Annotated in this window: 23 protein-coding genes, 2 tRNA genes and 1 pseudogene; 10 read left to right on the forward strand and 16 right to left on the reverse strand. The window is 70.6% G+C overall.

Annotated features, from left to right (window positions below; all coding sequences use genetic code 11):
- Positions 1-22: 22 nt before the first annotated feature.
- Positions 23-2,644, reverse strand: coding sequence for a valine--tRNA ligase (locus tag OG332_RS15375; protein ID WP_327414013.1), 2,622 nt, complete (start codon positions 2,642-2,644; stop codon positions 23-25).
- Positions 2,645-2,783: 139 nt separating this feature from the next.
- Between OG332_RS15375 and OG332_RS15380 the strand changes: the two genes are divergently transcribed.
- On the forward strand, positions 2,784-3,728 hold the full coding sequence (locus OG332_RS15380; protein ID WP_327414014.1) for a hypothetical protein: 945 nt from the start codon (positions 2,784-2,786) through the stop codon (positions 3,726-3,728).
- A gap of 61 nt (positions 3,729-3,789) precedes the next feature.
- Here the strand turns inward: OG332_RS15380 and OG332_RS15385 are convergent, their stop codons facing one another.
- The 6 genes from OG332_RS15385 to OG332_RS15410 all read right to left on the reverse strand — a co-directional run bounded on the left by OG332_RS15385 (position 3,790) and on the right by OG332_RS15410 (position 8,934).
- Positions 3,790-4,059: a hypothetical protein gene (locus OG332_RS15385; protein ID WP_327414015.1), complete on the reverse strand. Its 270-nt coding sequence runs from the start codon at positions 4,057-4,059 to the stop codon at positions 3,790-3,792.
- A gap of 162 nt (positions 4,060-4,221) precedes the next feature.
- A complete protein-coding gene (gene clpX / locus OG332_RS15390) occupies positions 4,222-5,508 on the reverse strand; it encodes an ATP-dependent Clp protease ATP-binding subunit ClpX (RefSeq protein ID WP_301371147.1) in 1,287 nt (428 codons plus the stop codon).
- A gap of 153 nt (positions 5,509-5,661) precedes the next feature.
- A complete protein-coding gene (locus OG332_RS15395) occupies positions 5,662-6,327 on the reverse strand; it encodes an ATP-dependent Clp protease proteolytic subunit (protein WP_150257432.1) in 666 nt (221 codons plus the stop codon).
- A 53-nt stretch (positions 6,328-6,380) separates the two neighbouring features.
- Entirely contained in the window at positions 6,381-6,998 is a 618-nt protein-coding gene (locus OG332_RS15400) for an ATP-dependent Clp protease proteolytic subunit (RefSeq protein WP_030026957.1), read from the reverse strand.
- Between the two features lie 276 nt (positions 6,999-7,274).
- Positions 7,275-8,669, reverse strand: coding sequence for a trigger factor (gene tig / locus OG332_RS15405; RefSeq protein WP_327414016.1), 1,395 nt, complete (start codon positions 8,667-8,669; stop codon positions 7,275-7,277).
- Between the two features lie 188 nt (positions 8,670-8,857).
- Positions 8,858-8,934 (reverse strand) — tRNA-Pro (locus OG332_RS15410).
- Between the two features lie 168 nt (positions 8,935-9,102).
- On the opposite strand from OG332_RS15410, the gene OG332_RS15415 reads away from it, so the two are divergent.
- Positions 9,103-9,173, forward strand: a tRNA-Gly gene (locus tag OG332_RS15415).
- A gap of 126 nt (positions 9,174-9,299) precedes the next feature.
- A complete protein-coding gene (locus tag OG332_RS15420; RefSeq protein ID WP_327414017.1) occupies positions 9,300-9,845 on the forward strand; it encodes a hypothetical protein in 546 nt (181 codons plus the stop codon).
- A gap of 41 nt (positions 9,846-9,886) precedes the next feature.
- Here the strand turns inward: OG332_RS15420 and OG332_RS15425 are convergent, their stop codons facing one another.
- From OG332_RS15425 to OG332_RS15435, 3 genes are all read right to left on the reverse strand, one after another.
- Complete coding sequence (locus OG332_RS15425; RefSeq protein ID WP_030008564.1) at positions 9,887-10,081, reverse strand: membrane protein; 195 nt, start codon at positions 10,079-10,081, stop codon at positions 9,887-9,889.
- A 176-nt stretch (positions 10,082-10,257) separates the two neighbouring features.
- The gene (locus OG332_RS15430) at positions 10,258-10,713 is read right to left on the reverse strand and encodes an HD domain-containing protein (RefSeq protein ID WP_327414018.1); all 456 of its coding nucleotides are present in this window, start codon (positions 10,711-10,713) and stop codon (positions 10,258-10,260) included.
- Positions 10,710-12,098 (reverse strand): pyridoxal phosphate-dependent decarboxylase family protein, encoded by a 1,389-nt coding sequence (locus OG332_RS15435; protein ID WP_327414019.1) that lies wholly within the window; start codon positions 12,096-12,098, stop codon positions 10,710-10,712. Before OG332_RS15435 ends, OG332_RS15430 begins: the two co-directional genes overlap by 4 nt.
- A 232-nt stretch (positions 12,099-12,330) precedes the next feature.
- On the opposite strand from OG332_RS15435, the gene OG332_RS15440 reads away from it, so the two are divergent.
- Both OG332_RS15440 and OG332_RS15445 read left to right on the forward strand, forming a co-directional pair.
- Complete coding sequence (locus OG332_RS15440; RefSeq protein WP_327414020.1) at positions 12,331-12,999, forward strand: DUF4232 domain-containing protein; 669 nt, start codon at positions 12,331-12,333, stop codon at positions 12,997-12,999.
- Positions 12,996-13,597 (forward strand): annotated as a pseudogene (locus OG332_RS15445) (AAA family ATPase). Before OG332_RS15440 ends, OG332_RS15445 begins: the two are co-directional and overlap by 4 nt.
- Before the next feature lie 4 nt (positions 13,598-13,601).
- Here OG332_RS15445 and OG332_RS15450 read toward each other — a convergent pair.
- Both OG332_RS15450 and OG332_RS15455 read right to left on the reverse strand, forming a co-directional pair.
- Complete coding sequence (locus OG332_RS15450) at positions 13,602-14,321, reverse strand: ABC transporter ATP-binding protein (protein ID WP_327414021.1); 720 nt, start codon at positions 14,319-14,321, stop codon at positions 13,602-13,604.
- 113 nt (positions 14,322-14,434) lie between these two features.
- A complete protein-coding gene (locus OG332_RS15455) occupies positions 14,435-15,577 on the reverse strand; it encodes a PP2C family protein-serine/threonine phosphatase (protein ID WP_327414022.1) in 1,143 nt (380 codons plus the stop codon).
- A gap of 117 nt (positions 15,578-15,694) precedes the next feature.
- Between OG332_RS15455 and OG332_RS15460 the strand changes: the two genes are divergently transcribed.
- Entirely contained in the window at positions 15,695-16,930 is a 1,236-nt protein-coding gene (locus tag OG332_RS15460; RefSeq protein ID WP_327414023.1) for a GNAT family N-acetyltransferase, read from the forward strand.
- A 13-nt stretch (positions 16,931-16,943) separates the two neighbouring features.
- Here OG332_RS15460 and OG332_RS15465 read toward each other — a convergent pair whose 3' ends face one another.
- Together OG332_RS15465 and OG332_RS15470 are read right to left on the reverse strand one after the other, a co-directional pair.
- Positions 16,944-17,750: an Fpg/Nei family DNA glycosylase gene (locus OG332_RS15465; RefSeq protein WP_327414024.1), complete on the reverse strand. Its 807-nt coding sequence runs from the start codon at positions 17,748-17,750 to the stop codon at positions 16,944-16,946.
- 69 nt (positions 17,751-17,819) lie between these two features.
- Positions 17,820-18,305 carry a ribose-5-phosphate isomerase gene (locus OG332_RS15470; RefSeq protein WP_327414025.1) on the reverse strand — a complete coding sequence of 162 codons (486 nt, stop codon included), beginning with the start codon at positions 18,303-18,305 and terminating at the stop codon, positions 17,820-17,822.
- Positions 18,306-18,524: 219 nt separating this feature from the next.
- Between OG332_RS15470 and OG332_RS15475 the strand changes: the two genes are divergently transcribed.
- On the forward strand, positions 18,525-19,958 hold the full coding sequence (locus OG332_RS15475; protein WP_327414026.1) for an amino acid permease: 1,434 nt from the start codon (positions 18,525-18,527) through the stop codon (positions 19,956-19,958).
- Between the two features lie 96 nt (positions 19,959-20,054).
- On the opposite strand, the gene OG332_RS15480 is transcribed toward OG332_RS15475, so the two are convergent.
- On the reverse strand, positions 20,055-20,639 hold the full coding sequence (locus OG332_RS15480) for a biotin transporter BioY (RefSeq protein WP_327414027.1): 585 nt from the start codon (positions 20,637-20,639) through the stop codon (positions 20,055-20,057).
- 286 nt (positions 20,640-20,925) lie between these two features.
- Here OG332_RS15480 and OG332_RS15485 point away from each other — a divergent pair, with 286 nt between their 5' ends.
- Complete coding sequence (locus OG332_RS15485; protein WP_327419236.1) at positions 20,926-22,323, forward strand: amino acid permease; 1,398 nt, start codon at positions 20,926-20,928, stop codon at positions 22,321-22,323.
- A gap of 53 nt (positions 22,324-22,376) precedes the next feature.
- Here the strand turns inward: OG332_RS15485 and OG332_RS15490 are convergent, their stop codons facing one another.
- Entirely contained in the window at positions 22,377-23,171 is a 795-nt protein-coding gene (locus tag OG332_RS15490) for an SDR family NAD(P)-dependent oxidoreductase (protein ID WP_215140018.1), read from the reverse strand.
- A 167-nt stretch (positions 23,172-23,338) separates the two neighbouring features.
- Here OG332_RS15490 and OG332_RS15495 point away from each other — a divergent pair, with 167 nt between their 5' ends.
- Positions 23,339-24,754: an amino acid permease gene (locus tag OG332_RS15495; RefSeq protein WP_327414028.1), complete on the forward strand. Its 1,416-nt coding sequence runs from the start codon at positions 23,339-23,341 to the stop codon at positions 24,752-24,754.
- Positions 24,755-24,914: 160 nt separating this feature from the next.
- Positions 24,915-25,571, forward strand: coding sequence for a superoxide dismutase (locus OG332_RS15500; RefSeq protein ID WP_327414029.1), 657 nt, complete (start codon positions 24,915-24,917; stop codon positions 25,569-25,571).
- The last annotated feature ends 81 nt before the right edge of the window (positions 25,572-25,652 follow it).

Consider the following 25,652-nt stretch of genomic DNA (forward strand, 5'->3'; position numbering starts at 1 on the left):
TTGTGCATGTGCCTACGGACCGCTAGGCGGCGGGCAGCGCGTCCAGCTGGGCCTGGAGCCGAGCGATGTCCGCCCCGGCCTTGGCGAGCCGGCCCTTGATCTTGTCCACGACGTTGTCGGGGGCCTTGGCGATGAACGCCTCGTTCCCGAGCTTCGCCTCGGCCTGCTGCTTCTCCTTCTCCGCGGCCGCGAGGTCCTTGGAGAGGCGCTTGCGCTCGGCGGCCACGTCGATCGTGCCCGACAGGTCGAGCGCGACCGTGGCGCCGGCGACCGGCAGGGTCGCGGTGGCGCTGAAGGAGTCGCCCTCGGGCTGCAGGCGCAGCAGCTGGCGGATGGCGGCCTCGTGCGCGGCCAGCGCCGTCCCCCCGAGGTCCAGGCGGGCCGGAACCTTCTGACCCGGCTGCAGACCCTGGTCGGCGCGGAACCGGCGGACCTCGGTGACCACGGCCTGGAGGTTCTCGATCTCGGCCTCGGCGGCCTCGTCACGGAAGCCGCTGTCCTTGGGCCATTCGGCGACGACGAGGGACTCGCCGCCCGTGAGCGTGGTCCACAGGGTCTCGGTGACGAAGGGGACCACCGGGTGCAGCAGGCGCAGGGTCGTGTCCAGGACCTCGCCGAGGACCCGGCCGGAGACCTTGGCACCCTCGCCGCCCGCGAAGAAGGTCGTCTTCGACAGCTCGACGTACCAGTCGAAGACCTCGTCCCACGCGAAGTGGTAGAGCGCCTCGCTGAGCTTCGAGAACTGGAAGTCCTCGTAGTAGGCGTCGACCTGCTCGACCGTCTTGTTCAGCCGGGACAGGATCCAGCGGTCGGTCGCCGACATCTGCTCGGGGGCCGGCAGCTCGCCCTCGATGGTGGCGCCGTTCATCAGCGCGAAGCGCGTGGCGTTCCAGATCTTGTTGGCGAAGTTGCGCGAGGCCTGGACCCAGTCCTCGCCGATCGGGACGTCGGTGCCGGGGTTGGCGCCCTTGGCCAGGGTGAAGCGGACGGCGTCGGAGCCGTACTTGTCCATCCAGTCCAGCGGGTCGACGACGTTGCCGAAGGACTTCGACATCTTCTTGCCGCGCTCGTCACGGACCAGGCCGGTCAGCGCGATCGTCTTGAACGGCGCCTCGCCGTCCATGGCGTACAGACCGAACATCATCATCCGGGCGACCCAGAAGAAGATGATGTCGTGGCCGGTGACCAGGACGTCGGTGGAGTAGAACTTCGCCAGGTCCGGGGTCTTCTCCGGCCAGCCGAGCGTGGAGAACGGCCACAGGCCGGACGAGAACCAGGTGTCGAGGACGTCGGTGTCCTGGACCCAGCCCTCGCCGGTGGGCGCCTCGTCGTCGGGTCCGACGCAGACGACCTCGCCGTCCGGGCCGTACCAGACCGGGATGCGGTGGCCCCACCACAGCTGGCGCGAGATGCACCAGTCGTTGAGGTTGTCGACCCAGTCGAAGTACCGCTTCGACATCTCCTCGGGGTGGATCGAGACCCGGCCGTCGCGGACCGCGTCACCGGCGGCCTTGGCGAGGGTCTCGACCTTGACCCACCACTGGAGGGACAGGCGGGGCTCGACGGTGGTGCGGCAGCGCGAGCAGTGCCCGACGGAGTGCAGGTACGGGCGCTTCTCCGCGACGATGCGGCCCTGCTCGCGCAGGGCGCCGACGACCGCGGAACGCGCCTCGTAGCGGTCCAGGCCGAGGAAGGGACCGTGGACGGTGATGACACCGCGCTCGTCCATGATCGTCAGGTTGGGCAGGCCGTGGCGCTGCCCGATGGCGAAGTCGTTCGGGTCGTGCGCCGGGGTCACCTTGACGCAGCCGGTGCCGAACTCGGGGTCGACGTGGGTGTCCGCGACGACCGGGATGGAGCGGTCGGTGAGCGGCAGCTTGATGAGCTTCCCGACCAGGTGCTTGTAGCGCTCGTCGTCCGGGTGGACGGCGATGGCCGTGTCACCGAGCATCGTCTCGGCACGCGTCGTCGCGACGACGAGGGTGTCCTCGCCCTCGCCGTACTTGATGGAGACGAGCTCGCCCGCGTCCTCCTGGTACTCCACCTCGATGTCGGAGATGGCCGTCAGGCAGCGCGGGCACCAGTTGATGATGCGCTCGGCGCGGTAGATGAGCCCGTCGTCGTAGAGCTTCTTGAAGATCGTCTGGACGGCCTTGGACAGCCCCTCGTCCATGGTGAACCGCTCGCGCGACCAGTCCACACCGTCACCCAGCCGCCGCATCTGGCCGAGGATCTTGCCGCCGTACTCTTCCTTCCACTGCCAGACCCGCTCGACGAACTCCTCGCGGCCCAGGTCGTGGCGGGACTTGCCCTCCTCGGCGAGCTGCTGCTCGACCTTGTTCTGGGTGGCGATACCGGCGTGGTCCATGCCGGGCAGCCACAGCGACTCGTAGCCCTGCATCCGCTTGCGGCGGGTCAGCGCGTCCATGAGCGTGTGCTGGAAGGCGTGGCCCAGGTGGAGCGAGCCCGTGACGTTCGGCGGCGGGATGACGATGGTGTACGCGGGCTTCTCGCTCGCGGGATCGGCCGTGAAGTACCCACGCTCTACCCAGCGCTCGTAGAGCTTCCCCTCTACCTCGGCCGGCGCGTACTGGGTCGGCAGTTCGGAGTTGGGGCTGCTGGGTGTCTGCGTGTTCTCGGTCACGGGCCACAGTTTACGGCCGTAACAGTCCAGTCATGAAACCGGTAATGAGGGGGCCCGCCGCCCCGGGCGACAACGGCTTCCGCCAGGATGTGTGGAACGGATAAGCAAACAGAGAAGCAACCTCATTGGGGGACGCGGGATGAGCTACAACCAGCCAGGGCCCTACGGGCAGCAGCCTCAGCAGCCGGGACCGTACGGGCAGCAGCCCCAGCAGCCCGGTCCGTACGGGCAGCAGCCCCCGCCGCCTGGTCCGTACGGCCAGCCCGCCCCCCAGCCCGGTTACGGCTACCCGCAGCAGCCGGGCGTGCCGCCGCAGGGCTACCCGCAGCAGCCGCCGACGCCGGCGTACGGCTACCCGCAGCAGGCCCCGTACGGCGGCCAGCCGCCGAAGAAGTCCAAGGCCGGCGTGATCATCGGCGTGGTCGTCGCGGTCGCGCTCGTCGCGGGCGCCGGCTGGTACTTCACGCAGGGCGGCGGCGCGGGCGGCGACGTCGCGGCCGACACCAAGGGCTACAAGCTGGCCTACCCCGCTGCGGTCGACAGCTACCAGAAGGCGCCGGACACCGCCGGTGCCCCCGCGGCCGACGCCCCGGTCACTGGTGAGGGGAAGACCAAGGCCGAGGCGCTCGGCGTGAAGAACGCGCACAACGCCACCGCCAAGTACCAGATCGGCAAGGACGAAAAGGGCAAGCAGTTCGCTGCCAACGGCCTCTGGGGCGAGATCGCCGACCCCGCGAAGGCTGTCGACAGCTACTACGCCGGGATCGGCCAGAACAACAAGGAAACCGAGAAGATCGGCTTCAAGTACGAACTGGTCGGCACTCCGAAGGAGTTCACCCCGGCCGGCTTCAAGGGCGCCGTGATGAAGTGCGCCAACGTCAAGATGATCAGCACCAAGCCCGGCACGAGCAAGGGGCCCAAGGACATCGAGATCCCCTCCTGCGCCTGGGGCGACCACTCGACCCTGGTCGGCATCAACGCCGTCGATCCGACAGCGGCCGCGCTCGGCGGGAGCAGCGGCACCCTCGACGAGGTGGCCGCGCTGACGGCGAAGCTCTACAACACCAGCCGCACCAAGGCCTGAGCGCGGTAGCGGCCGACGTGAGCATAGACGTGCACGCATGTCGGCCGCCGCAGGTTCAGTCTTACGCCGACTGGCACGCCCCGGCCGCGTCCGCTTCCTTCACGCCGATGGCGGTCAAGCCCCAGTAGCACTGAATGAAGCGTCCCACGTTCCGGGTGTTGGCACCGGTCTTGCAGGCAGACTCCACCTTCGGGCCCACGTTATAGCCCCTGTCGTACAGGTACAGCTGGCAATCACCCTGATCAGCCGAAGCGGGTGACGCGACCACAATCGGCAGCAGGATGGCCGCGAGCGCGGCAGCCATGACTCCCCCGGCACGTTTCATCTTCATACTCAACACCCCTCCAGGTACGACGGTCTGGAGGAAAGTTGATCAAGAAAACGGCCGTCACACCAGGCCGCACGAATGTGCGTCCGATTATCGGTCAAGTCTGTCCTGAACGCAGAAGGGGCGCCCCCGGTCGGGGGCGCCCCTTCTGCGTTCCGTACGTCGTTACGCGGACTTCTCGTGCGGGCCCTGGTCCTTCGGGACGATCCTCGGGACCAGCGTCGGGTTGACGTTGGAGCGGACCACGTCCGAGGTGATGACCACGCGGGCGACGTCCTTGCGGGACGGGACCTCGTACATCACCGACATGAGGACCTCTTCCATGATGGCGCGCAGGCCGCGCGCGCCCGTCTGGCGGAGGATGGCCTGGTCGGCGATGGCCTCGAGGGCCTCGCGCTCGAAGTCCAGCTCGACACCGTCGAGTTCGAACAGCCGCTGGTACTGCTTCACCAGGGCGTTGCGCGGCTCGATCAGGATCTGGAGCAGGGCCTCGCGGTCCAGGTTGTGGACGGAGGTCAGCACGGGGAGGCGGCCGATGAACTCGGGGATCATCCCGAACTTCACCAGGTCCTCCGGCATGACCTCCTGGAACTGGTCGCTGGCCTCGATCTCGCGCTTCGAGCGGATCGTCGCCCCGAAGCCGATGCCCTTGGCGCCCGCACGCGACTCGATGATCTTCTCCAGGCCGGCGAAGGCGCCGCCCACGATGAAGAGCACGTTCGTCGTGTCGATCTGGATGAACTCCTGGTGCGGGTGCTTCCGGCCGCCCTGCGGCGGGACGGAGGCGGTCGTGCCTTCCAGGATCTTCAGGAGGGCCTGCTGGACGCCTTCACCCGACACGTCGCGCGTGATCGACGGGTTCTCGCTCTTGCGGGCCACCTTGTCGATCTCGTCGATGTAGATGATCCCGGTCTCGGCCTTCTTGACGTCGTAGTCGGCGGCCTGGATCAGCTTCAGCAGGATGTTCTCGACGTCCTCGCCGACGTACCCGGCCTCCGTCAGCGCCGTCGCGTCGGCGATGGCGAACGGGACGTTCAGCATGCGGGCGAGGGTCTGTGCGAGCAGCGTCTTGCCGGAGCCCGTGGGGCCCAGCAGCAGGATGTTGGACTTCGCGAGCTCGATCGCGTCGTCCCGGCCCTGCGCGCCGCCGTTCTCGCCGGCCTGGACCCGCTTGTAGTGGTTGTAGACCGCTACCGAGAGGGCCTTCTTCGCCGGCTCCTGGCCGACGACATAGCTCTCCAGGAACTCGTAGATCTCACGGGGCTTGGGGAGTTCCTCCCACCGGACCTCGGAGGTCTCCGCGAGCTCTTCTTCGATGATCTCGTTGCAGAGGTCGATGCACTCGTCGCAGATGTACACACCGGGTCCTGCGATGAGCTTCTTCACCTGCTTCTGGCTCTTTCCGCAGAACGAGCACTTGAGCAGGTCGCCGCCGTCACCGATGCGTGCCACGAGGTGCTTCCCCTTCGCCTGGGAGACGCCTGGTTCAGCGCTCCTGGTGCCTCATATCCGACGGTACCTTGCCGGGGGCCCCGTGCGGGGCCCCCTTGACGTGGTTCACATCGCCGAATCCGGCGGCGGTTCCACGCCAACTGACGGCAAGGATCAGTGGGAGTTCTTGCGGGTCGAGACGATCTGGTCGATCAGGCCGTACGCGAGCGCGTCCTCGGCCGTGAGGATCTTGTCGCGCTCGATGTCGTCGCGGATCTTCTCGATCGGCGTCGTCGAGTGCTTGGCCAGCATGGTCTCCAGCTGGTCGCGCATGCGCAGGATCTCGTTGGCCGCGATCTCGAGGTCCGAGAGCTGCTCACGGCCGGTGCCGCCGGACGGCTGGTGGATCAGCACGCGGGCGTTCGGCAGCGCCATGCGCTTGCCGGGGGTGCCGGCGGCGAGCAGGACCGCGGCGGCGGAAGCCGCCTGGCCCATGCAGACCGTCTGGATGTCCGGCTTCACGAACTGCATCGTGTCGTAGATCGCCGTCAGCGCGGTGAAGGAGCCGCCGGGGCTGTTGATGTAGATCGAGATGTCGCGGTCCGGGTCCATCGACTCCAGGCACAGCAGCTGGGCCATGACGTCGTTGGCGGAGGCGTCGTCGATCTGCACGCCGAGGAAGATCACGCGCTCCTCGAAGAGCTTCGCGTACGGGTCGTACTCGCGCACGCCCTGCGAGGTGCGCTCGACGAAGCGCGGGATGACGTAGCGGTTGTCCACCTGCGGGCCGGTGTAGAGGCCGCTCGCGGAGAAGTTGTTCTGCATCTGGGTGTTCACCATCCTGGTGGCGTTCTGCGGGCTGTCGGCTGCTGTACTGACGGTGGGTACCGGGATCAGGCCCCGGTGCCGCCGCCGCCCGGAACGTTGGACGCTGCCGAGATGATCTCGTCGATGAGGCCGTAGTCCTTGGCCTCCTCGGAGGTGAACCAACGGTCGCGGTCGCCGTCGCGGATGATCGCCTCGACGGTCTGGCCCGAGTGGAACGCGGTGATCTCGGCCATCCGCTGCTTGGTGCGCAGCAGGTACTGGGCCTGGATCTTGATGTCCGACGCGGTGCCACCGATGCCGGCGGAGCCCTGGTGCATCAGGATGTCGGTGTTCGGCAGGGCGAAGCGCTTGCCCTTGGCGCCACCGGTGAGCAGGAACTGGCCCATCGAGGCCGCCATGCCCATGCCGATGGTGACGACGTCGTTCGGGATGTACTGCATGGTGTCGTAGACGGCCATGCCGGCCGTCACGGAGCCACCGGGGCTGTTGATGTAGAGGTAGATGTCCTTCTCCGGCTCGGCGGCCAGGAGCAGGAGCTGCGCGGTGATCTTGTTCGCGATGTCGTCGTCGACCTGCTGGCCGAGGAAGATGATGCGCTCGCCGAGCAGCCGGTTGTAGACATGGTCGCCGAGGCCGCCACCGATGGACGGCTCACCCGCGGCGTAAGGCTTCAGATTCGTCACGTATCCACCTGCTCGTCTCCGACGGCCATGTGCCGTCTCAGCGTCTCGTTCTGGGGCTCGGTCCGGCCGGTGCGGAACAGTCCGCCGGCGTCCGGGTACTCACGTGCCCCCGTACTCATGGACCCTAACGCGCAGGTAGGACAACGCCATCCCGCTTCCCGAACTGTTCGCTCGGAGCGCAAGCTCCGGGGGCCTTTCGGGCACCATGCCGAAGGGCCCGGACGCGGCTGCGTCCGGGCCCTTCGGGGCACTGCTCAGCGGGCTTCGCCCGGGGTGTTACTTGGCCTCGTCGGCCTTGACCTCGTCGTCACCGTCGACGGCGGCCTCGACGGTCTCGGCGGCCTGCTCGACCTCGTCCTCGTCGTCGGACAGGTCCACGACGTCACCGTTGGTGTCGACGACCTTGGCGGCCTCGACGACGACCGCGAGGGCCTTGCCGCGGGCGACCTCGCCGACGAGCATCGGAACCTGGCCACCCTCGACGACCGCCTGGGCGAACTGGTCGGGGGACATGCCGGAGGACTGGGCACGGCGCATGAGGTGCTCGGTGAGCTCCTCCTGGTTGACGCCCAGCTTCTCCTTGTTGACCAGCGCGTCGAGGACGAACTGGGTCTTGATGCCCTTGATCGCCTGCTCGGAGGTCTCGGCGTCGAACTCCTCGACCGTCTTGCCCTGGAACTCCAGGTACTTCTCGATGGTCAGACCCATCTGGCCGAGCTGGTGGTGCTCCAGGTTGTGCTTGCGGGTCTGGACCTCGTCCGCGAGGAGCTTCTCGGGGATCGGGACCTCGACGAGCTCCAGCAGCTTCTCCAGGACGCGCTCCTGGGCCTGCGTGGCCTGGTCGTACTGCTTCATGTTCTCGAGGCGCTTGCGGCTGTCCGCCTTGAGGTCCTCGAGGGTGTCGAACTCGCTCGCCATCTGCGCGAACTCGTCGTCCAGCTCCGGGAGCTCCTTGGCGGAGACCTTGGTGACCTTGACGGTGACCTCGGCGTCCTTGCCCTCGGCGGAGCCGCCCTTCAGCTGGGAGGTGAAGGTGGCCTCGCCACCGGCCTCCAGGCCCGTGACGGCCTCGTCGATGCCCTCGAGGAGCTCGCCCGAGCCGATGGTGTACGAGACGTCGGAGGCGACGCCGTCGGGCAGCACCTCGCCGTCGACCTTGGCCTCCAGGTCGATGGTGACGACGTCACCGTCGGCGGCGGCGCGCTCGACGTCCTTGGTGGACCCGAAACGGCCGCGCAGCTGCTCGACCGACTTCTCGACGTCCTCGTCGGAGACCTCTACGGCGTCGACCTCGACCTCGATGCCGGAGTAGTCCGGGATCTCGATCTCGGGACGGACGTCGACCTCGGCGGTGAAGGCCAGCAGTTCGCCGTCCTTCAGCTCCGTGATGTCCACCTCGGGCTGGCCCAGCGGGTTCAGGTCCGCCTCGTTGACGGCCTCGGTGTAGAACTTCGGGAGGGCGTCGTTGACGGCCTCCTCCAGCACCGCACCGCGGCCGAAGCGCTGGTCGATGACGCGGGCCGGGATCTTGCCCTTGCGGAAGCCCTTCACCGTGACCTGCTGGTTGATCTTCTTGTACGCCGCGTCGAGGCTGTCCTTGAGCTCCTCGAAGGGCACCTCAACAGTGAGCCGAACCCGAGTCGGGTTCAGGGTCTCCACGGCGCTCTTCACGGTTTGGTCTCCTTGTGGCTGACTGCTGGGGGTCTCCCCCGGCCCGCTGTGATTCAGCGGTTCGGTGAATCGGGCCCGGTACATCAGACACACGGGCACGCAGCTTGCATAGTAACCGCAAGCGGCAATCAGCCCACAACGCGATCTTGTGGCGACCCCCCGAATGATCTCGGAGGAGACACTGCTGTTGGTCGGGGTGGCCGGATTCGAACCGACGACCTTCCGCTCCCAAAGCGGACGCGCTACCAAGCTGCGCCACACCCCGTCGGTGCGACACGTAGGGTACATGCCCGGAGACCCTCTGATGTGCGGGGTTTCCCGAAACGTTTCGGGCCGGTCCCGGGCGTGGGCGCGAAATGTGGTGTGCGCTCCCCCTGTACGACCCGCTAGGATGCTGTCCGTGCCGCGGTCCCCGACCTGCGGCGCGCGCGTTGCGGGTGTAGCTCAATGGTAGAGCACTAGTCTTCCAAACTAGCTACGCGGGTTCGATTCCCGTCACCCGCTCTGAAGGCGGAAGGGCCAGGTCAGAGGATGTTTCCTCGACCTGGCCCTCCGTCATTTCCGGGGACATGCAGACGGCGGACTCAGTCGGACTCAACGGACTCAAGCGGACTCAAGGGGTGGCGAAACGTGGGCAGAAGAAGGAACGGGGCCGCATGGGCGGCTGCCGCGGGGGTCGCGGCGCTCGCGGGCGTCCTCGCCGTCGGCGGGGTCGTCCTGGCCTCGACCGAGGAGGACGGGTGGGACGGCGGGGACGGCTGGGTTCGCGAGCCCGCGGGTGCGAAGGCCCCGGCCCGCGCCGGGGGCGACCCCTCGCGCGGCACGGTCGAGGCCGAACTCGCCGCCGCCGCCACCGCGGCCGGGCTCCCCCCGGGTGCCGCGTCCCCCACCGAGGAGGGGGAACTCGCCGATTGCATCGCGGCCTGGATGGGCGGCGGCCCCGCCGACGACGGCCGGCTCGCGGCCCTCGAAACCGCCCTGGAGGAACGCGGCTGGCAGGTCGCGGCCCGCCGCGGCGAGCCCGTTCCGGCGGTGGCCCTGACCAGCGGCTCCTGGCGGCTAAAGTTCACCAACGGGGGTCTCGTCGACACCCTTTCACTGGTGGCCACCCGTTCCGGCCGAACCTGCGACGAGGCCTTCCGGCGCGACAAGGCGACCCGAGGCCCGCTGGGCTGACCACACCCCGCCGCAGCTCACGCGGCCGGAGCCGGGGGTGTTCAGAGCTTGATGTTCGCGATCATCGTCGCGAGGGAGTTGAGGAAACGGTTCACGTCGTCCGCGATGGAGCTGGACGCCAGGAAGAAACCGAAGAGGGCCGCGACGATGGCGGGGCCCGTCTTGATGTGGTTGCCGCGGATCAGCACCACCAGGATGACCGCCAACAGAACCACCACTGACAGCGAAATGGCCACTACTGATCACACCTTCGGTCGTCCCCTGGTCGGCCCGGGGCGCACGGCCAGGCACACCCCCACATGGACCATCCTCCCACCAACGGGTCCCGGCTATCCGCCCCGTGACGAATCGCCGTGGTTCCGTTTCCGCCAACCACATGTGCTCCGGGCATGTTTCGCGCGTGGGGTCCGGGTCATGGGGTGGTGAGGCCCAGCAGAGAACGGACATACGCATACTTCGCGGACAGCCGCTCGCGCGTGGGGCCGTCCAGTACGGAGAGGCGTACGGGGTCGGCGTTGTGCGCGAGGTCGGCCTCCTTGACGAGGAGGGCGCCGGGGGTGGCGAGGATGCGGGCCGTGTACTGCTCGACCGGTTCGCCGGGGTGTTTGGTGACCGCGAGGACCATGTCCTTCACCGACTGCGGCAGGGCGGCGGAATCCAGCCAGGTGAGACTGAGGGCCTCGTCCTCGATGGAGTCGTGGAGCCAGGCCGCCGCCTGCTGTTCGGGGGTGCCGCCGCGCAGGCGGACGCCTTCGGCGACGGCCGCGAGGTGCTCGGCGTAGGGCCGGCCGGCCTTGTCGGTCTGGCCTTCGTGCGCGGTGCGCGCGAGGGCCTCCACCTCGATGAGGGTCAGGGGGTTGTCCGTCATGCGATCTCCCTTGCCGCCGCGCCGAGGGCCTGCGCGGCCCGGCGTGCATCCGCTTCCGTCGTACGCCAGTTGGAGAACGCGGCGCGCAGGGCCGCGGTTCCCCCGTACACGGTCGGAGTGACGAACACCTCCGCGGCCGCCGCCTCGCGCAGGGCGGTCAGCCGGGCCGCGGTGGGGGCCTCGGCGAGGGTGAAGCAGACGACGTTGAGGCGGACCGGGGCGAGGAGCGTGAAGGCGGGGTCCTCCTCCAGTGCGGCGCCCAGCGCGCGGGCGCAGGCGATGTCGCGTTCGACGATCTCCCGGTGGCCTTCGCGGCCGTACGCGCGGAGGGTGAACCAGGCGGCCAGCGCGCGCAGCCGGTGGGAGTTCTCCGGGGTGAGGTGGACGAGGTCGGGGTGGTCGCCGAGGGGGCCGAGGTAGGCGGCGGAGTTCTGGAAGACGCGGGCCTGCAGATCGCGCCGGCGGGTGAACTGGACGGCGCTGTCGTAGGGGACGTTGAGCCACTTGTGCAGGTCGACGCAGACGGAGTCGGAGGCGTCGAGTCCGGCGGTGAGGTGGGCGTGGTCCGGGGAGAGGGCGGCGAAGGCGCCGAAGGCGGCGTCGGTGTGCAGCCAGAAGTCGTGCCGGTCGCGGAGGGCGGTGACGGCGGGGAGGTCGTCGAAGTCGACGGTGTTGACGGTGCCCGCGTTGGCGACGACCACGGCCGGGCCGGGGGTGTCGGCCAGCGCGCGGTCCAGGGCTGCCGGGTCCACGGCCTCGCGGCCGGGCAGCGTCGGGACCGTGACGAGGGAGCTCCGGCCCAGGCCGAGGACCGAGAGGGCCTTGCCGATCGAGGAGTGCGGGGCGCCGGACAGGACGCGGACCGCACCGAGGGCGGCGACGCCGTCCTCGGCCGGGGAGACGCCGAGGCGTTCGCCGAGCCATTCGCGGGCGACGGCGAGGCCGGTGGTGTTGGACATGGTGGCGCCGGAGACGAAGGTGCCGGAGTGGGCGGCGGAGAGGCCGAAGAGGTCGCGGAGCCAGCCGGTGGTCTCGCGTTCGAGGTCCTGGCCGGCGCCGTCGAGGGCGGAGTTGGAGTTCTGGTCGTGGGCGGCGGTGAGCCAGTCCCCGGCGAGGGCGGCGGGGGTGGCTCCGCCGGTGACGAAGCCGAGGTAGCGGGGGCCGGCGGAGGCCGACAGCCGCGGCTCCCAGCGCGCGCGGAAGGCGGCGAGGGCGGCGTCCGCGCCCGTGCCGTGCTCGGGGAGCGGTTCGGGGTCGAGGGGCTTGCCGGGGGGCGGTACGACGGGCCGCTCGTCCAGGGACGCGAGGGCGTCGGCGGCGGCGCGGCGGGTCGCGTCGAGGAGGTCGGGAAGGCGGGCGAGGTCGGCGGCGAGCGTGCGGTCCATGGGGGCACGGTAGGCGGGCCGCGCCCTGCCGGGGCGGGCCAATCCGCGCGGATTGGCCCGCGTGTCGCCGCCGCCGGGCCGGCCGGACCGCGAGGAGCGGCCCGCCTGCCGGACCCTGCGGGGCCCGCCGCCTCACGGGCGCGGTCCGCGTGCCGGCGGCGCGGGCGGGCCGATCCGGGCCGGGGGGCCGCTTGCGCCCCGGCGGCGGCACGCACCGTCGTAGGCTCGGCGGATGATCGCGAAGCGGTGGACGGGTGGCGTTGTCGGGGGCGTGGTCGTCGCGGGGGTGCTGGCGGGCGTGGCGGGGTGCAGTACGCCGCCGGCGCCGCGGGCCGCGCCGGGGCCGACCCTCGGGCCGCAGGTCAGGTCCACGCAGCCGGGCACGGAACCGGACGCCACGCCGGGCACGGGGGCGTGGCCGAACCGGAACTCGCCCGCCCCGCAGGCGACGCCGGACGCGCAGTGCCCCGAGGGCGGGATCCGGCTCGTCGAGACGGGCGGGGACGCGGCGATGGGGCTGCGGGTGGAAGGTTTCCGGCTGGTCAACTGCAGTACGGAGCCTTACGCGCTGGAGGGCTACCCGCAGGTGTCGCTGCGGGACGGCCGCAACGATCCGCTGGAGGTCACGGTGGAGCACGGCGCGGCGGGGATCACCACGGGCGTGCCGCACATCGACGCGGCCCCGCAGCGGGTGACGCTGGCGCCGGGACAGGCCGCGTCGTGGTCGGTGGTGTGGCGCAACCTCGTCACCGACGCGACGGTGCCGGCCACGACGGTGCCGGTCCTGGAGATCGCACCCCGCCCGGGAGCGCCCCGGCTGTGGCTGCGGCTGGCCCGGCCGTTCGACCTCGGGAACACCGGGAAGCTGGGGATCGGCCCGTGGACGGCGGCGACCCGGTGATCATCTGGCTCAACGGGCCCTTCGGGGGCGGCAAGACGCAGACGGCGTACGAGATGCACCGGCGGCTGCCGGGCAGCGTCGTGTGCGATCCCGAGCACGTCGGGTTCGGGCTGCACCGGATGCTGCCGCCCGCGCTGCGCGGCGATTTCCAGGACCTGACGGCCTGGCGCCAGGGGGTGTTCGAGGTGCTGGACCTCGCGGCGCGGCGGCATCCGGGCGTGGTGCTGGTGCCGATGACGGTCACCGAACCGGCCTATTTCGCGCAGACCGTGGGACGGCTGCGCGAACACGGGCACGACGTACGGCATTTCGCGCTGCTGGCGCAGCGGGAGACAGTGCTGCGGCGACTGCGCGAGCGCGGGCTGGGACGCGGGTGAAGCGGGGGAGCTTCGCGGTGTCCCGGCTGGACGGGTGCCTGGAGGCACTGCGCGCGCCCGAGTTCGCGCAGCACCTGGCCACCGACCGGCTGACCGTGTCCGAGGTCGCCGACCGGGTGGCCGCCTCCGCGGGACTGGACCTGGCCCCGAACAACGACGGCCCGCTGCGGGGCCGGATCCGGCGCGCGCTGATCGGCGTACGGCACATCCGCTTCGACTAGGGCCTCAGGCCGGCGCGGGAGCGGGGGTGCGGCGGGCGGTGAGTACGGTCATCCGGGCGGCGACGGTCGTGGCGGGGCTGCGCGGGAGCCGGCCCTCGATCAGGCCGTCGGCGAGGAAGAGCACCTGGTCGGCGTGGGCGGCGGCGGCCGGGTCGTGGGTGACCATGACGACGGTGGCGCCCATCGAGTCCACGGCGTCCCGGAGCTGCTGCTGACCGCCGGACAGTTCGGCCGGGCGCCGGCCGCCCCTGCCCTCCAGGCCGACGCGGGCGAGCAGGTCGGCGGCGCGGGCCCGGCCCTGGTGCGCGGACCGGCCGCCGGCGAGCCGCATCGGGAGCAGCACGTTCTGCTCGACGGTCAGCGACGGCAGCAGGTTGAAGGCCTGGAAGACGAAGCCGAGGCGGCTGCGGCGGAGTTCGGTGAGCTCGTTCTCGTTCATGCCGGTGATCTCGGTGCCGCCGAGGCGGACGGAGCCCTCGGTGGGCAGGTCGAGTCCGGCGGCGCACTGCAGGAAGGTGGACTTGCCGGAGCCGGAGGGGCTCATCACGGCGGTGAAGCTGCCGCGCGGAAGGCTGAGGTCGATCCCGCGCAGGACGTGGACGGTGGTGGCGCCGCGCCCGTAGGCGCGCCGTACGCCGCGCAGTTCCACGGCCGGATCGCCGTGGTGGGGCGGCCGCGCCGCCGGAGTGTCCTCGTGCCGCCGGCCGCTCCGCCGCAGCCCCATGGTGTGCCGCCTTTCGCCGTCGCCCTGATCGTGGCTGCGACGCTACGGATCACGGTGGGCGGCCGGCCATGGCGCGGCCCGGCGGAGCGGGGGTGGGGCAAACCCCACCCCGGTCAGGCGGAGCGGCGGATGAGCAGCAGGGCGCGGTCGTCGTTGACGTCCTTGGCCACCTTTTCGATGAGGTGCCAGGCGGCGCCGTGCCAGCCGGAGGCGACGTAGCGGTCGGCCTCGCCCGTGAGGCGGTCGATGCCCTCGCTGATCTCGCGGTCGGAGGTCTCGACGAGGCCGTCGGTGAAGAGCATCAGGACGTCGCCGGGGCGGAGGTTTCCGCGGGCGGGGATGAATTCGGCGCCGTCGTAGACGCCGAGCAGCGGGCCCTCGCCGGACTTCTCCTGCCAGCGGCCGGTGCCCGCGGAGAGCTGGAGGGCGGGGAGGTGGCCGGCCGAGAGGAGTTCGTAGTCGCCGGTCTCCAGGTCCAGGACGAGGTGGATGGAGGTGGCGAAGCCCTCGTCCCAGTCCTGGCGGAGCAGGTAGCCGTTGGCGGCGGGCAGGAAGCCGTGCGGGGGCAGGGCGCCGAGCAGTCCGCCGAAGGCTCCGGACAGCAGCAGGGCCCGGGAGCCCGCCTCCATGCCCTTGCCGGAGACGTCGGTCAGGACGATCTCCAGTGTGCGGCCGCCGTTGGTGCGGGCCGCGACGACGAAGTCGCCGGAGAAGGACTGGCCGCCGGCCGGGCGCAGGGCCATCTCCCGGTGCCAGCCGCGCGGCAGGGAGGGCAGTTTGCTCTGGACGCGGATCCGCTCGCGCAGGTCGAAGAGCATGGTGCCGCCGCGCCGCCAGGGCACGCCGACGCGGCTGCGGAACTGGGCGATGACCAGTCCGAAGAACCCGCAGGCGGCGACGACGAGGACGGTTCCGGGGGTGACGCGCGCCGGGCCCTGGGTGTAGGGGCCGAGCACGAGGGCCTCGACGATCAGTGCGGCCGCGGAGGCGGCGTACAGGCCGAGCAGGCTGGCGGGACGCAGCAGCAGCCCGCCGGCCACGATCGGCAGGACGAGCGCCGAGGGCGAGAACCAGACGGGCAGCATCATCGTGCCGCAGGCGATGGCGGGGACGGTCAGGAGCAGCCCGGCGAAGGCGAGCCAGTCGGAGGCGTCGCCGCGGAAGTAGTCGACCGCGGATTTGCGCAGGGCGGTGCGGCCCCGGTGCGACAGCATGCGCATCCGGGCCATGAGGGTCTCCACGCGTGCTCCGGCCATTGCTTCGGGACCCTATCCATCCTGGCTGTGGATGCGCAGGGGTACCCCCGTACCCGGGGTCCCTGGGCGCCCGAAAACGCTTCGACTGGGGCGGAATGCCCTGATAGGGATGGCCGTATGGCTCTTGAGATGCGCGTATTACAGGCTGATGAGTGGGATGTCTGGTACGACCACCTGGAACTGGCGTTCGGTGGCGTGCCCGACTCCCCCGAGGAGCGGAAACTCTACAAGTCGCTGACGGAAGCGGAACGCTCCCTCGGCGTCTGGGACGGCGCCGCGTGCGTCGGCTCGGCCGCCGCCTTCAGCTTCCGCCTCTCCGTCCCGGGCGGGGCGATCGTCCCCGCGGCCGGCGTCACGATGGTGGGCGTCTCCCCCACCCACCGCCGGCGCGGGGTGCTCAGCTCCCTGATGCGCCGGCAACTGGACGACGTCCGGGCGGGTGGCGAACCGCTCGCCGTGCTGACGGCCTCGGATCCGGCCATCTACGGGCGGTTCGGCTACGGCACGGCGACGTACGCGCTGGAAGTGGACATGGACAAGACCCGGGTACGGCTCTCCGCGCCGCCGGGGACGGACGAGGTGCGGCTGCGCCTCGTCGACCCGCGGGAGGCGCTGGCCGACTGCGAGCGGGTGTATGCGGCGCTGGTCCCGCGGCGGCCGGGCATGCCGGCCCGGCAGCCGGGGTGGGAGGGGCAGCCGCTGCTGGACCCGCCCCGGCAGCGCTCCGGTTCCTCCCCGCTGAAGTGCGTGGTCGCCGAGCGGGCGGACGGCGAGGTGGTCGGCTACGCCCGCTACCGGGTGAGGGCCGACTGGGACCGGTCCGGCTCGGACGGCAAGGTCGAGGTGGGCGACCTCGACGCGCTGGACCCGGCGGCGTGCGCGGCGCTGTGGCGCTTCCTGTTCTCGATCGACCTGACCTGGAGCGTCCGGGCGTCCCGGCGGCCGGTGGACGATCCGGTGCTACACCTGGTCACGGACATGCGGAGGTCGCAGCCGCGGGTCCGGGACTCGCTGCACGTACGGCTGGTGGACCTGACGGCGGCGCTGGAGGCGCGCACGTACGGGGCTCCGATGGACGTGGTCCTGGAGGTCGAGGACCTCTTCTGCCCGTGGAACGCGGGGCGGTGGCGGCTGGTCGCCGACGGCAAGGGCGCCGCCCGCTGCACGCGGACCGAGGAGCCGGCGGACCTGGAGCTGTCGGTCCGGGAGCTCGGGTCGGCGTACCTGGGCGGGTTGACCCTCGCCTCGCTCGCCGCGGCCGGCTTCGTGCGCGAGCTGCGCCCGGGCGCCCTGACGGAGGCCTCGCGCGCCTTCGCCGGGGACGTGGCCCCGTGGCTCCCGCACGGCTTCTAGTGCCGGGGCGGGCCTAGCGCTGCTGGCAGGCCGGGCACCAGAAGAGGTTGCGGGCGGCGAGATCGGCGGTGCGGATCTCGCCCCCGCAGATGTGGCAGGGCAGGTTCGCCCTGCGGTAGACGTACACCTCGCCGCCGTGGTCGTCCACCCGCGGCGGCCGGCCCATCACCTCGGGCAGGTGCTCGTCTCGGACGGTGTCGATGCGGTTGTTCCGCACGCCCTCGCGCATCAGGGCGGCCAGGTCCGCCCACATGGCGTCCCATTCGGCGCGGGTGAGGTCCTTCCCGAGCCGGTACGGGTCGATGCCGTGCCGGAAGAGGACCTCGGCGCGGTAGACGTTGCCGATGCCCGCGACGGTCTTCTGGTCCATCAGCAGGGCGGCGACGGTGGTGCGGGACCGGGAGATCCGCTTCCAGGCCCGGTCGGGGTCGTCGTCCGGCCGCAGCGGGTCGGGGCCGAGCCGTTCGTGTACCGCCTTCTTCTCGCCCTCGCCGATCAGTGCGCAGGCGGTGGGTCCGCGCAGGTCGGCGTAGTGCTCCTCGTTCAGCAGCCGCAGCCGGACCGTGTCGGTCGCGGGCGGCGCCGGGGCGGGGCCGAAGCCGAGCTTGCCGAAGAGTCCGAGGTGGATGTGGATCCAGGCGTCGCCCAGTTCGAGGAACAGGTGCTTGCCGTGCGCCTCCGCGCCCTCCAGTTCGCGCCCGTCGAGCAGGGCCGCGCTCTCGGCGAAGCGGCCCTGGGGGCTGCTCACGCGGACCGGGCGTGCGGCGAACCGCTCGGTGTGGTCCTGGGCGAGGCGGTGGATCGTATGCCCCTCGGGCACGGCGAACTCCTGAGAAGAATGAAAACGGCCGTGCCACCCCCCGAGGGAGCGGCACGGCCGGAAGCGGGATCAGCCCTGCGGGTGGTGGGCCGGGATCGGGGGGAGCTCGCCGGTCTGCTCGTAGGCGGAGAGCATGTCGATGCGGCGGGTGTGCCGCTCCTCGTCGGAGTACGGGGTCTTCAGGAAGGCGTCGATGAAGCTGACGACCTCGTCCTGGGTGTGCATGCGGCCGCCGACGGAGATGACGTTGGCGTTGTTGTGCTCGCGGCCGAGCTCGGCGGTCTGGACGCTCCACGCGAGGACGGCGCGGATGCCCTTGACCTTGTTGGCGGCGATCTGCTCGCCGTTGCCGGAGCCGCCGATCACGATGCCGAGGCTGCCGGCGTCCGCGGCGGTCTTCTCCGCCGCGCGGAGGCAGAACGGCGGGTAGTCGTCCACGGCGTCGTAGATGTGGGGCCCACAGTCGACGGGCTCGTGGCCGTTGTTCTTGAGCCAGTCCACCAGGTGGTTCTTGAGCTCAAAGCCGGCATGGTCGGATCCGAGGTACACGCGCATGGGACGAGTGTGGCACGAAGGGGCCCGGCGGCCCGCAGGGGGTGTCGCGTAAGTCACTTCTAAAGCTCAAGTAAACCCAAAGAGCCCAGATGGGACACGGCAGGACCTTGATCCGGGACGTTCGCCCAAACGCAACGATCCGGATTGAGGTCTTCCGTCCTGCGTTCATCTCAGGTTTGAATGCCGGGGCTCGCAACCCGAGAACCTAAGGATCCGTCCATGAGCTCCACGACGACCCTTCAGAAAGAAGGCGACGCCACCGGTACCCCCGGTGACGGTCAGCCCTCCGACGGTCTGAAGGCCGGTCTCAAGAACCGCCACCTGTCCATGATCGCCATCGGCGGCGTCATCGGCGCCGGCCTCTTCGTCGGCTCCGGTGGCGGTATCGCCAAGGCCGGTCCCGCCATCCTGATCTCCTACGCGCTGGTCGGCGCGATGGTCGTCTTCGTGATGCGGATGCTCGGCGAGATGGCCGCCGCCAGCCCGAACTCGGGCTCCTTCTCCGCCTACGCCGACCGGGCGCTCGGCCGCTGGGCCGGCTTCTCCATCGGCTGGCTCTACTGGTTCTTCTGGGTCGTCGTGCTCGCCGTGGAGGCCACCGCCGGTGCCGCCATCCTGGAGAGCTGGATCCCGGCCGTCCCGCAGTGGGGCTGGGCGCTGATAGTGATGGCGGTGCTGACCGCCACCAACCTCGGCTCGGTCGCCTCCTACGGTGAGTTCGAGTTCTGGTTCGCGGGCATCAAGGTCGTCGCCATCGGCGCCTTCGTGGTCGTCGGCATGCTGGCCGTCTTCGGCCTGCTGCCGGGCTCGGACAACCCGGGCTCGGGCTTCGCGCACCTGACCGACGCGGGGGGCTTCTTCCCCAACGGCTACGGCGCGGTCCTCACCGGCGTCCTGATGGTCGTCTTCTCCTTCATGGGCAGCGAGATCGTCACCCTGGCGGCCGGCGAGTCGGAGAACCCCCGCAAGGCGGTCACCCGGGCCACCAACTCCGTCATCTGGCGGATCGGCGTCTTCTACCTGGGCTCGATCTTCATCGTGCTGACCCTGCTCCCGTGGAACGACAAGTCGATCACCGAGAAGGGCTCGTACGTCGCCGCCCTGGACTCGATCGGCATCGCGCACGCCGGCACGATCATGGAGGTCATCGTCCTGACCGCCGTGCTGTCCTGCCTGAACTCGGGCCTCTACACCGCCTCCCGCATGGCCTTCTCGCTCGGTGAGCGCGGTGACGCCCCCAAGGCGTTCGCCAAGGTCAACAAGAACGGTGTGCCGGTCGCCGCGATCCTGGGCTCCACGGTCTTCGGCTTCGTCGCCGTCTACTTCAACTACGCCTTCAAGGACACGGTCTTCAACTTCCTCCTCAACTCCTCGGGTGCCATCGCGCTCTTCGTCTGGCTGGTGATCTGCTTCACCCAGCTGAAGATGCGCGGGATCCTCGTCCGCGAGGCCCCGGAGAAGCTGACCGTGAAGATGTGGCTCTTCCCGTGGCTGACCTGGGCCACCGCCGCACTGATCATGTTCGTGATCGGCTACATGTTCGTGGACGACGCCAACCGCGAGGTCGTCACCCTGTCCACCCTGGTCGCCGGCGTGGTCGTGCTCGTCGGTGTGGTGCTGGACTTCCGCCGCAAGCGGGCGCTGCAGGGCTGACCCCTTGGACCCGTACGTACGCCGGAGCCCGGCCCGCCAGTGATGGCGGGCCGGGCTCCGGCACGTTGTGGAGACTGCTCGGCCGGGGCCGCCCGGTCAGCCGCGGCGGCCCGCCAGCTTCCAGGCGGCCGGCAGGGCGCCCATCGCCAGGGCGGCCTTGAGCGCGTCGCCGATCAGGAACGGGGTCAGGCCCGCCGCGACGGCGGCGCTCAGGGACATGCCGGTGGCGGCCATCAGGTACGGCACGCCCACCGCGTAGATCACCGCGGAGCCGAGCACCATCGTGCCCGCCGTGAACGCCACGGAGCGGTCGGCGCCGCGCTGTGCGAGGGCTCCGACGAGGGTGGCGGCGAGCAGCATGCCGAGCACGTAGCCGAAGGAGGCGCCGCCCGCTCCGGAGGTGCCGTCCGCGAACCACGGCACGCCCGCCGCGCCGAGGAGGGCGTACAGCGCGAGCGAGAGGAAGCCGCGGCGGGCGCCGAAAGCGGTGCCGACGAGCAGCGCGGCGAAGGTCTGGCCGGTGACCGGGACCGGGGAGCCGGGGACGGGTACGGCGATCTGCGCGGCGAGCCCGGTGAGCGCGGCGCCGCCGACGACGAGCGCGATGTCGCGGACGCGGCTCGCGGGCAGCAGATCGGCGAGGACGGCGCCGGGCCGGAAGGAGACGGAAGCGGTGCTCATCGAAAGGCTCCGGAAGATCGTGGTGACGGGACGATCACCGACGTTAGTCCGCGGTCCACGGCCGCCCCACCGCCGCCCGACACAAAGGCATACTCCCCGGTTTGGTGGAGACCACACAAAGACCCCGACCCACACCCTCCGCGACGTGATCCGCATCACGCGGCAGATCCGACAGCACGTCCGTTTTGCACGGAAGCCCGCCGCTCGGTGAGACTGTAGGGTCCCGCCAATCCGGATGCGGAACCCCTACCGCCGCTGGGCCGAACGAGAGTACGAGCACCCCCTCATGCGCGACCGCCTGCCCGAAGCACCTCCCCTGACGGGCGACCTGCCCGCGGAACCCCTCAGCCACAGCCTCAAGCAGCGCCACCTGACCATGCTGGGCCTGGGCGGCGTGATCGGCGCCGGGCTCTTCGTCGGCTCCGGCGCCGGCATCGGCATCGCCGGCCCCGCGATCATCTGCTCCTACCTGCTCGCGGGCGTCCTCGCGATGCTCGTGATGCGGGCGCTCGGCGAGATGTCGGCCGCGATGCCCGCCTCCGGCTCCTTCTCGGTCTACGCGGAGAAGGCCCTCGGCCGCTGGGCCGGCTTCTCGGCGGGCTGGCTGTACTGGTTCCTGCTGGTCGTGGTGCTGGCGGTGGAGGCCACCGGCGCGGCGAAGATCGCGAACGGCTGGGTGCCCTCGGTCGACCAGTGGGTCTGGGTGCTGCTCTTCATGGTGGTCTTCACCGTGAGCAACCTGGCCGCGGTGAAGAACTTCGGCGAGTTCGAGTTCTGGTTCGCCGCCCTCAAGGTCGGCGCGATCGTGCTCTTCCTGATCCTCGGCACCCTCGCGATCTTCGGCGTGCTCCCGGACACGGACCCGATCGGCACGGCCAACCTCACCGGTCAGGGCGGCTTCTTCCCCGAGGGCTTCGGCGGCGTGGTCGCGGGCATGCTCGCGGTCATCTTCGCCTTCGGCGGCCTGGAGGTCGTCACCATCGCCGCCGCGGAGTCCGACGACCCGGCACGCTCGGTGTCCCGGGCGGTGCGCAGCGCGGTGTGGCGCATCCTCTTCTTCTACGTCGGCTCGATGGTGGTCATCGTGACCCTGCTGCCGTGGGACTCGCTGAAGCCGGGCGAGAGCCCCTACGTCGCGGTCCTCGACTCGATCGGCATCCCGGCGGCCGGTCAGATCATGAACATCGTGGTGTTCGTGGCCCTGCTGTCGGCGCTGAACGCGAACCTGTACGGGTCCTCGCGCATGGTGTTCTCGCTGGCCGAGCGCGGCGAGGCGCCGAAGTCGCTGCTGCAGGTCTCGGGCGGGGGCGTGCCGCGGCGCGCGGTGTTCGCGTCGGTGGCCTTCGGCTTCGTGTCGGTGGTGCTGAACCTGCTGTGGCCGGACACGATCTTCCTCTACATGCTCAACGCGGTCGGCGCGGTGCTGCTGTTCGTGTGGGCGCTGATCGCGGTCTCCCAGCTGAAGCTGCGCCGGATCATCGAGCGGGACATGCCGGAGCGGCTGACCCTGCCGATGTGGGTGTTCCCGTACGCGACCTGGGCGGTGCTGATCGGGATGGCGGCGGTGCTGGTCCTGATGCTGTTCGACGACTCGGCCCGGCCTCAGCTGCTGTGGTCCACGGGTGCGGCGGCCCTCGTCCTCGTGGTGGCCTTCGTACGGGAGCAGCGCACCCCGAAGTCCTGACCGGCCACCGTCCCGAGGCCCCCCGCGCCGGGTGCGCGGGGGGCCTCGGCGCGTCAGGTGCGCAGGTACGAGGCTCCGTTGACGTCGAGCACGGTGCCCGAGCTCCAGCGAGCGGCGGGCGAGGCCAGGTGCAGCACGGCGGCGGCGACCTCCTGCGGGGCGCCGACCCGGCCGAAGGGGCTCTGCGCCCGGATCCGCTCGCCCTCCTCCCCTTCGAGCCGCCCGGCGACCCGCTCGGTGGCCACGAAGCCGGGCGCCACGGAGGCCACGGCGATGCCGTGCGGGGCCAGGGAGACGGCGAGGGACTGGCCGAGTGCGTGCAGGGCCGCCTTGGTGGCGCCGTAGGCGGGGTGGTCGGGCTCGCCGCGGAACGCCCCGCGCGAGCCGATGTTGACGACGCGGCCCTCCCGCCGGCCGGCGATCATGTGGCGGGCGACGCAGTGGGTGAGGTTGGCCGGGGCGAAGAGGTTCACGGCGGCCGTCTGCCGCCAGGCCTCCTGCCAGTCGGCGTACGAGGTCGTGGGCAGCGGGTGCGCGAGCATCACGGCGGCGTTGTTCACGAGGACGTCGATGCCGCCGAGCGCCTCCTCGGCCTCGGCCGCGAGTGCTTCCACGCGGTCCGGGTCGCGAAGGTCGCCGCTGACGAGGACGTGGCCCTCGCCCGGCAGTTCCGCGAGGGTGCGCTCGGCATCCGCCTGCCGGGCCGTGCAGTGCACGGCGACCCGGTCGCCCTGCCCTGCGAAGGCGGTGGCGATGGCCCGCCCGATCCCGCGGGAGGCCCCGGTGACGAGCACCCCCCGGCCCGTCGCCGGCAATTCCCGTATGACGTGGTCCGTTCGGTCGTTCATCGGTCCCCCTGTCGTCGCGTCAGCGCGTCCTGTCGGCAGCGTACGGGGATGATCACGGCCGGCCATCCGGCCGTCCGCATATCGGACGCCGACCATCCGAAGATCGGACAGAGGTGAGACTGGGGCACCTCATCACGTCCCCCCGCACACCGGACAGGCACACCCCCATGAGCCAGAGCACCCTGACACCCCTCGAACCCCCGCAGACCGACGCCGGCTCCCCGCTCGGCAACGGGCTCAAGCAGCGCCACCTCTCGATGATCGCCCTCGGCGGGGTCATCGGCGCCGGGCTCTTCGTGGGCTCCGGCGCCGGCATCGCCGCCGCCGGCCCCTCGATCGTGCTCGCGTACGCCGCGTCCGGGCTGCTCGTGATGTTCGTGATGCGGATGCTCGGCGAGATGTCCGCCGCCAACCCCGCCTCCGGGTCCTTCTCGGTCCACGCGGAGCGGGCGATCGGCCCCTGGGCGGGATTCACCGCCGGCTGGATGTTCTGGACGCTGCTCTGCGTGGGCGTGGCCATCGAGGGCATCGGCGCGGCGCACATCATGACGGGCTGGTTCCCGGGCACTCCCTCCTGGATGTGGGTGCTGGTCTTCATGGCGGTGTTCTGCGGTTCCAACCTGGCCGCCGTCTCGAACTTCGGCGAGTTCGAGTTCTGGTTCGCCGCCCTCAAGATCGGCGCGATCGGGCTCTTCCTGGGCCTGGGCGTCCTGGCCGTCCTCGGCCTGCTGCCCGGCACGTCCTCCCCCGGCGCCGCCAACCTGCTCCACGACGGCGGCCTGCTGCCCCACGGCGTGGACGGACTGCTGGTCGGGCTATTGGCCTCGGTCGTCGCGTACGGCGGGCTGGAGACGGTGACCATCGCGGCCGCCGAGTCCGAGAACCCCGTCGCGGCTGTGGCCAAGGCCGTGCGGACCACCATGTGGCGGATCGCGATCGTCTACGTCGGCTCCATGCTGGTCATCGTCACCCTGCTGCCGTGGAACGACCCGGCGGTCACGGCGGACGGCCCGTACGCCGCCACCCTGGACCACCTGGGCATCCCGGCCGCCGGCGAGATCATGAACGTGGTCATCCTGATCGCCCTGATGTCCGCGATGAACGCCAACATCTACGGCTCCTCGCGCATGGCCTACTCCCTCGTCTCCCGCGGCCAGGGCCCCAGGGCGCTGGGCAAGGTCTCGGGCGGGGTGCCGCGCCGGGCGGTGCTCGCCTCCTGCGGCTTCGGCTTCGTCACCGTGCTGCTGTCGTACTGGTACCCGGACACGCTGTTCGCCTGGCTGCTCAACATGGTCGGCGGGGTCATCCTCGTCGTCTGGGGCTTCATCGCCGTTTCGCAGTTTGTGCTGCGCCGGCGGCTGGAGCGGGAGGCCCCCGACAAGCTCGTCGTGAAGATGTGGGGCTTCCCCTACCTCACCTGGGTGGCGCTGGCCGGGGTGGCCGGGGTCCTGGTGCTGATGGCGCTGGGCGAGGACACCCGGGTCCAGGTGGTCTTCACCGGCGGGCTCACCGTCGCCCTCGCGGTGACCGGCCGGGTCGTGCAGAACCGTGCCGTGCAGCGCCGCACCGCACCCACGCGCTGACACACGCTCACACGCAGGCGGGCCCCGTGCAGGCGCACGGGGCCCGCCTGCGTTCCACAGAGGGAACCCTTACGTGTGAGGTGGAATAGATACTGCTAGCGTGCAGTTGCGCATTGATTGCAATAAGCAGTTGGCACGCCGAGGGGACCGGATAACACGCATGGCCATCTACACGCTTCCTGAGCTTCCGTACGACTACGCGGCGCTGGAGCCGGTGATCAACCCGCAGATCATCGAGCTGCACCACGACAAGCACCACGCGGCCTACGTCACGGGCGCCAACAACACACTGGAGCAGCTGGCGGAGGCGCGCGACAAGGAGAACTGGGGCGCCCTCAACGGCCTCGAGAAGAACCTCGCGTTCCACCTCTCCGGCCACATCCTGCACAGCATCTACTGGCACAACATGGCCAGCCCGAAGACCGGGGAGGGCGGCGGCGAGCCCACCGCCGCCGACGGCCTGGGCGACCTGGCCGACGCGATCACCGAGTCCTTCGGCTCCTTCGCGAAGTTCAAGAAGCAGCTGACCTTCGCCTCCTCCGCCACCCAGGGCTCCGGCTGGGGCGTGCTCGCGTACGAGCCCGTCAGCGGCCGTCTGCTCGTCGAGCAGGTCTACGACCACCAGGGCAACGTGGGCGTGGCCAGCACCCCGATCCTGGTCTTCGACGCCTGGGAGCACGCCTTCTACCTGCAGTACAAGAACCAGAAGGTGGACTTCATCGAGGCGATGTGGAACGTCGTCAACTGGCAGGACGTGTCCAAGCGCCACGCCGACGCCAAGGCGAACACCCCGCTGCTGATCCCCGCCAAGGGCTGATCGCGGCACCAGCCCGTCCGCCTCGTGATCGTCTTCTCAACCTTCACCGGCGGGCGTGTCCAGCAGAAGACCCCCGCGAGG

This window comes from Streptomyces sp. NBC_01233 (assembly GCF_035989305.1).
GTDB lineage: Bacteria > Actinomycetota > Actinomycetes > Streptomycetales > Streptomycetaceae > Streptomyces.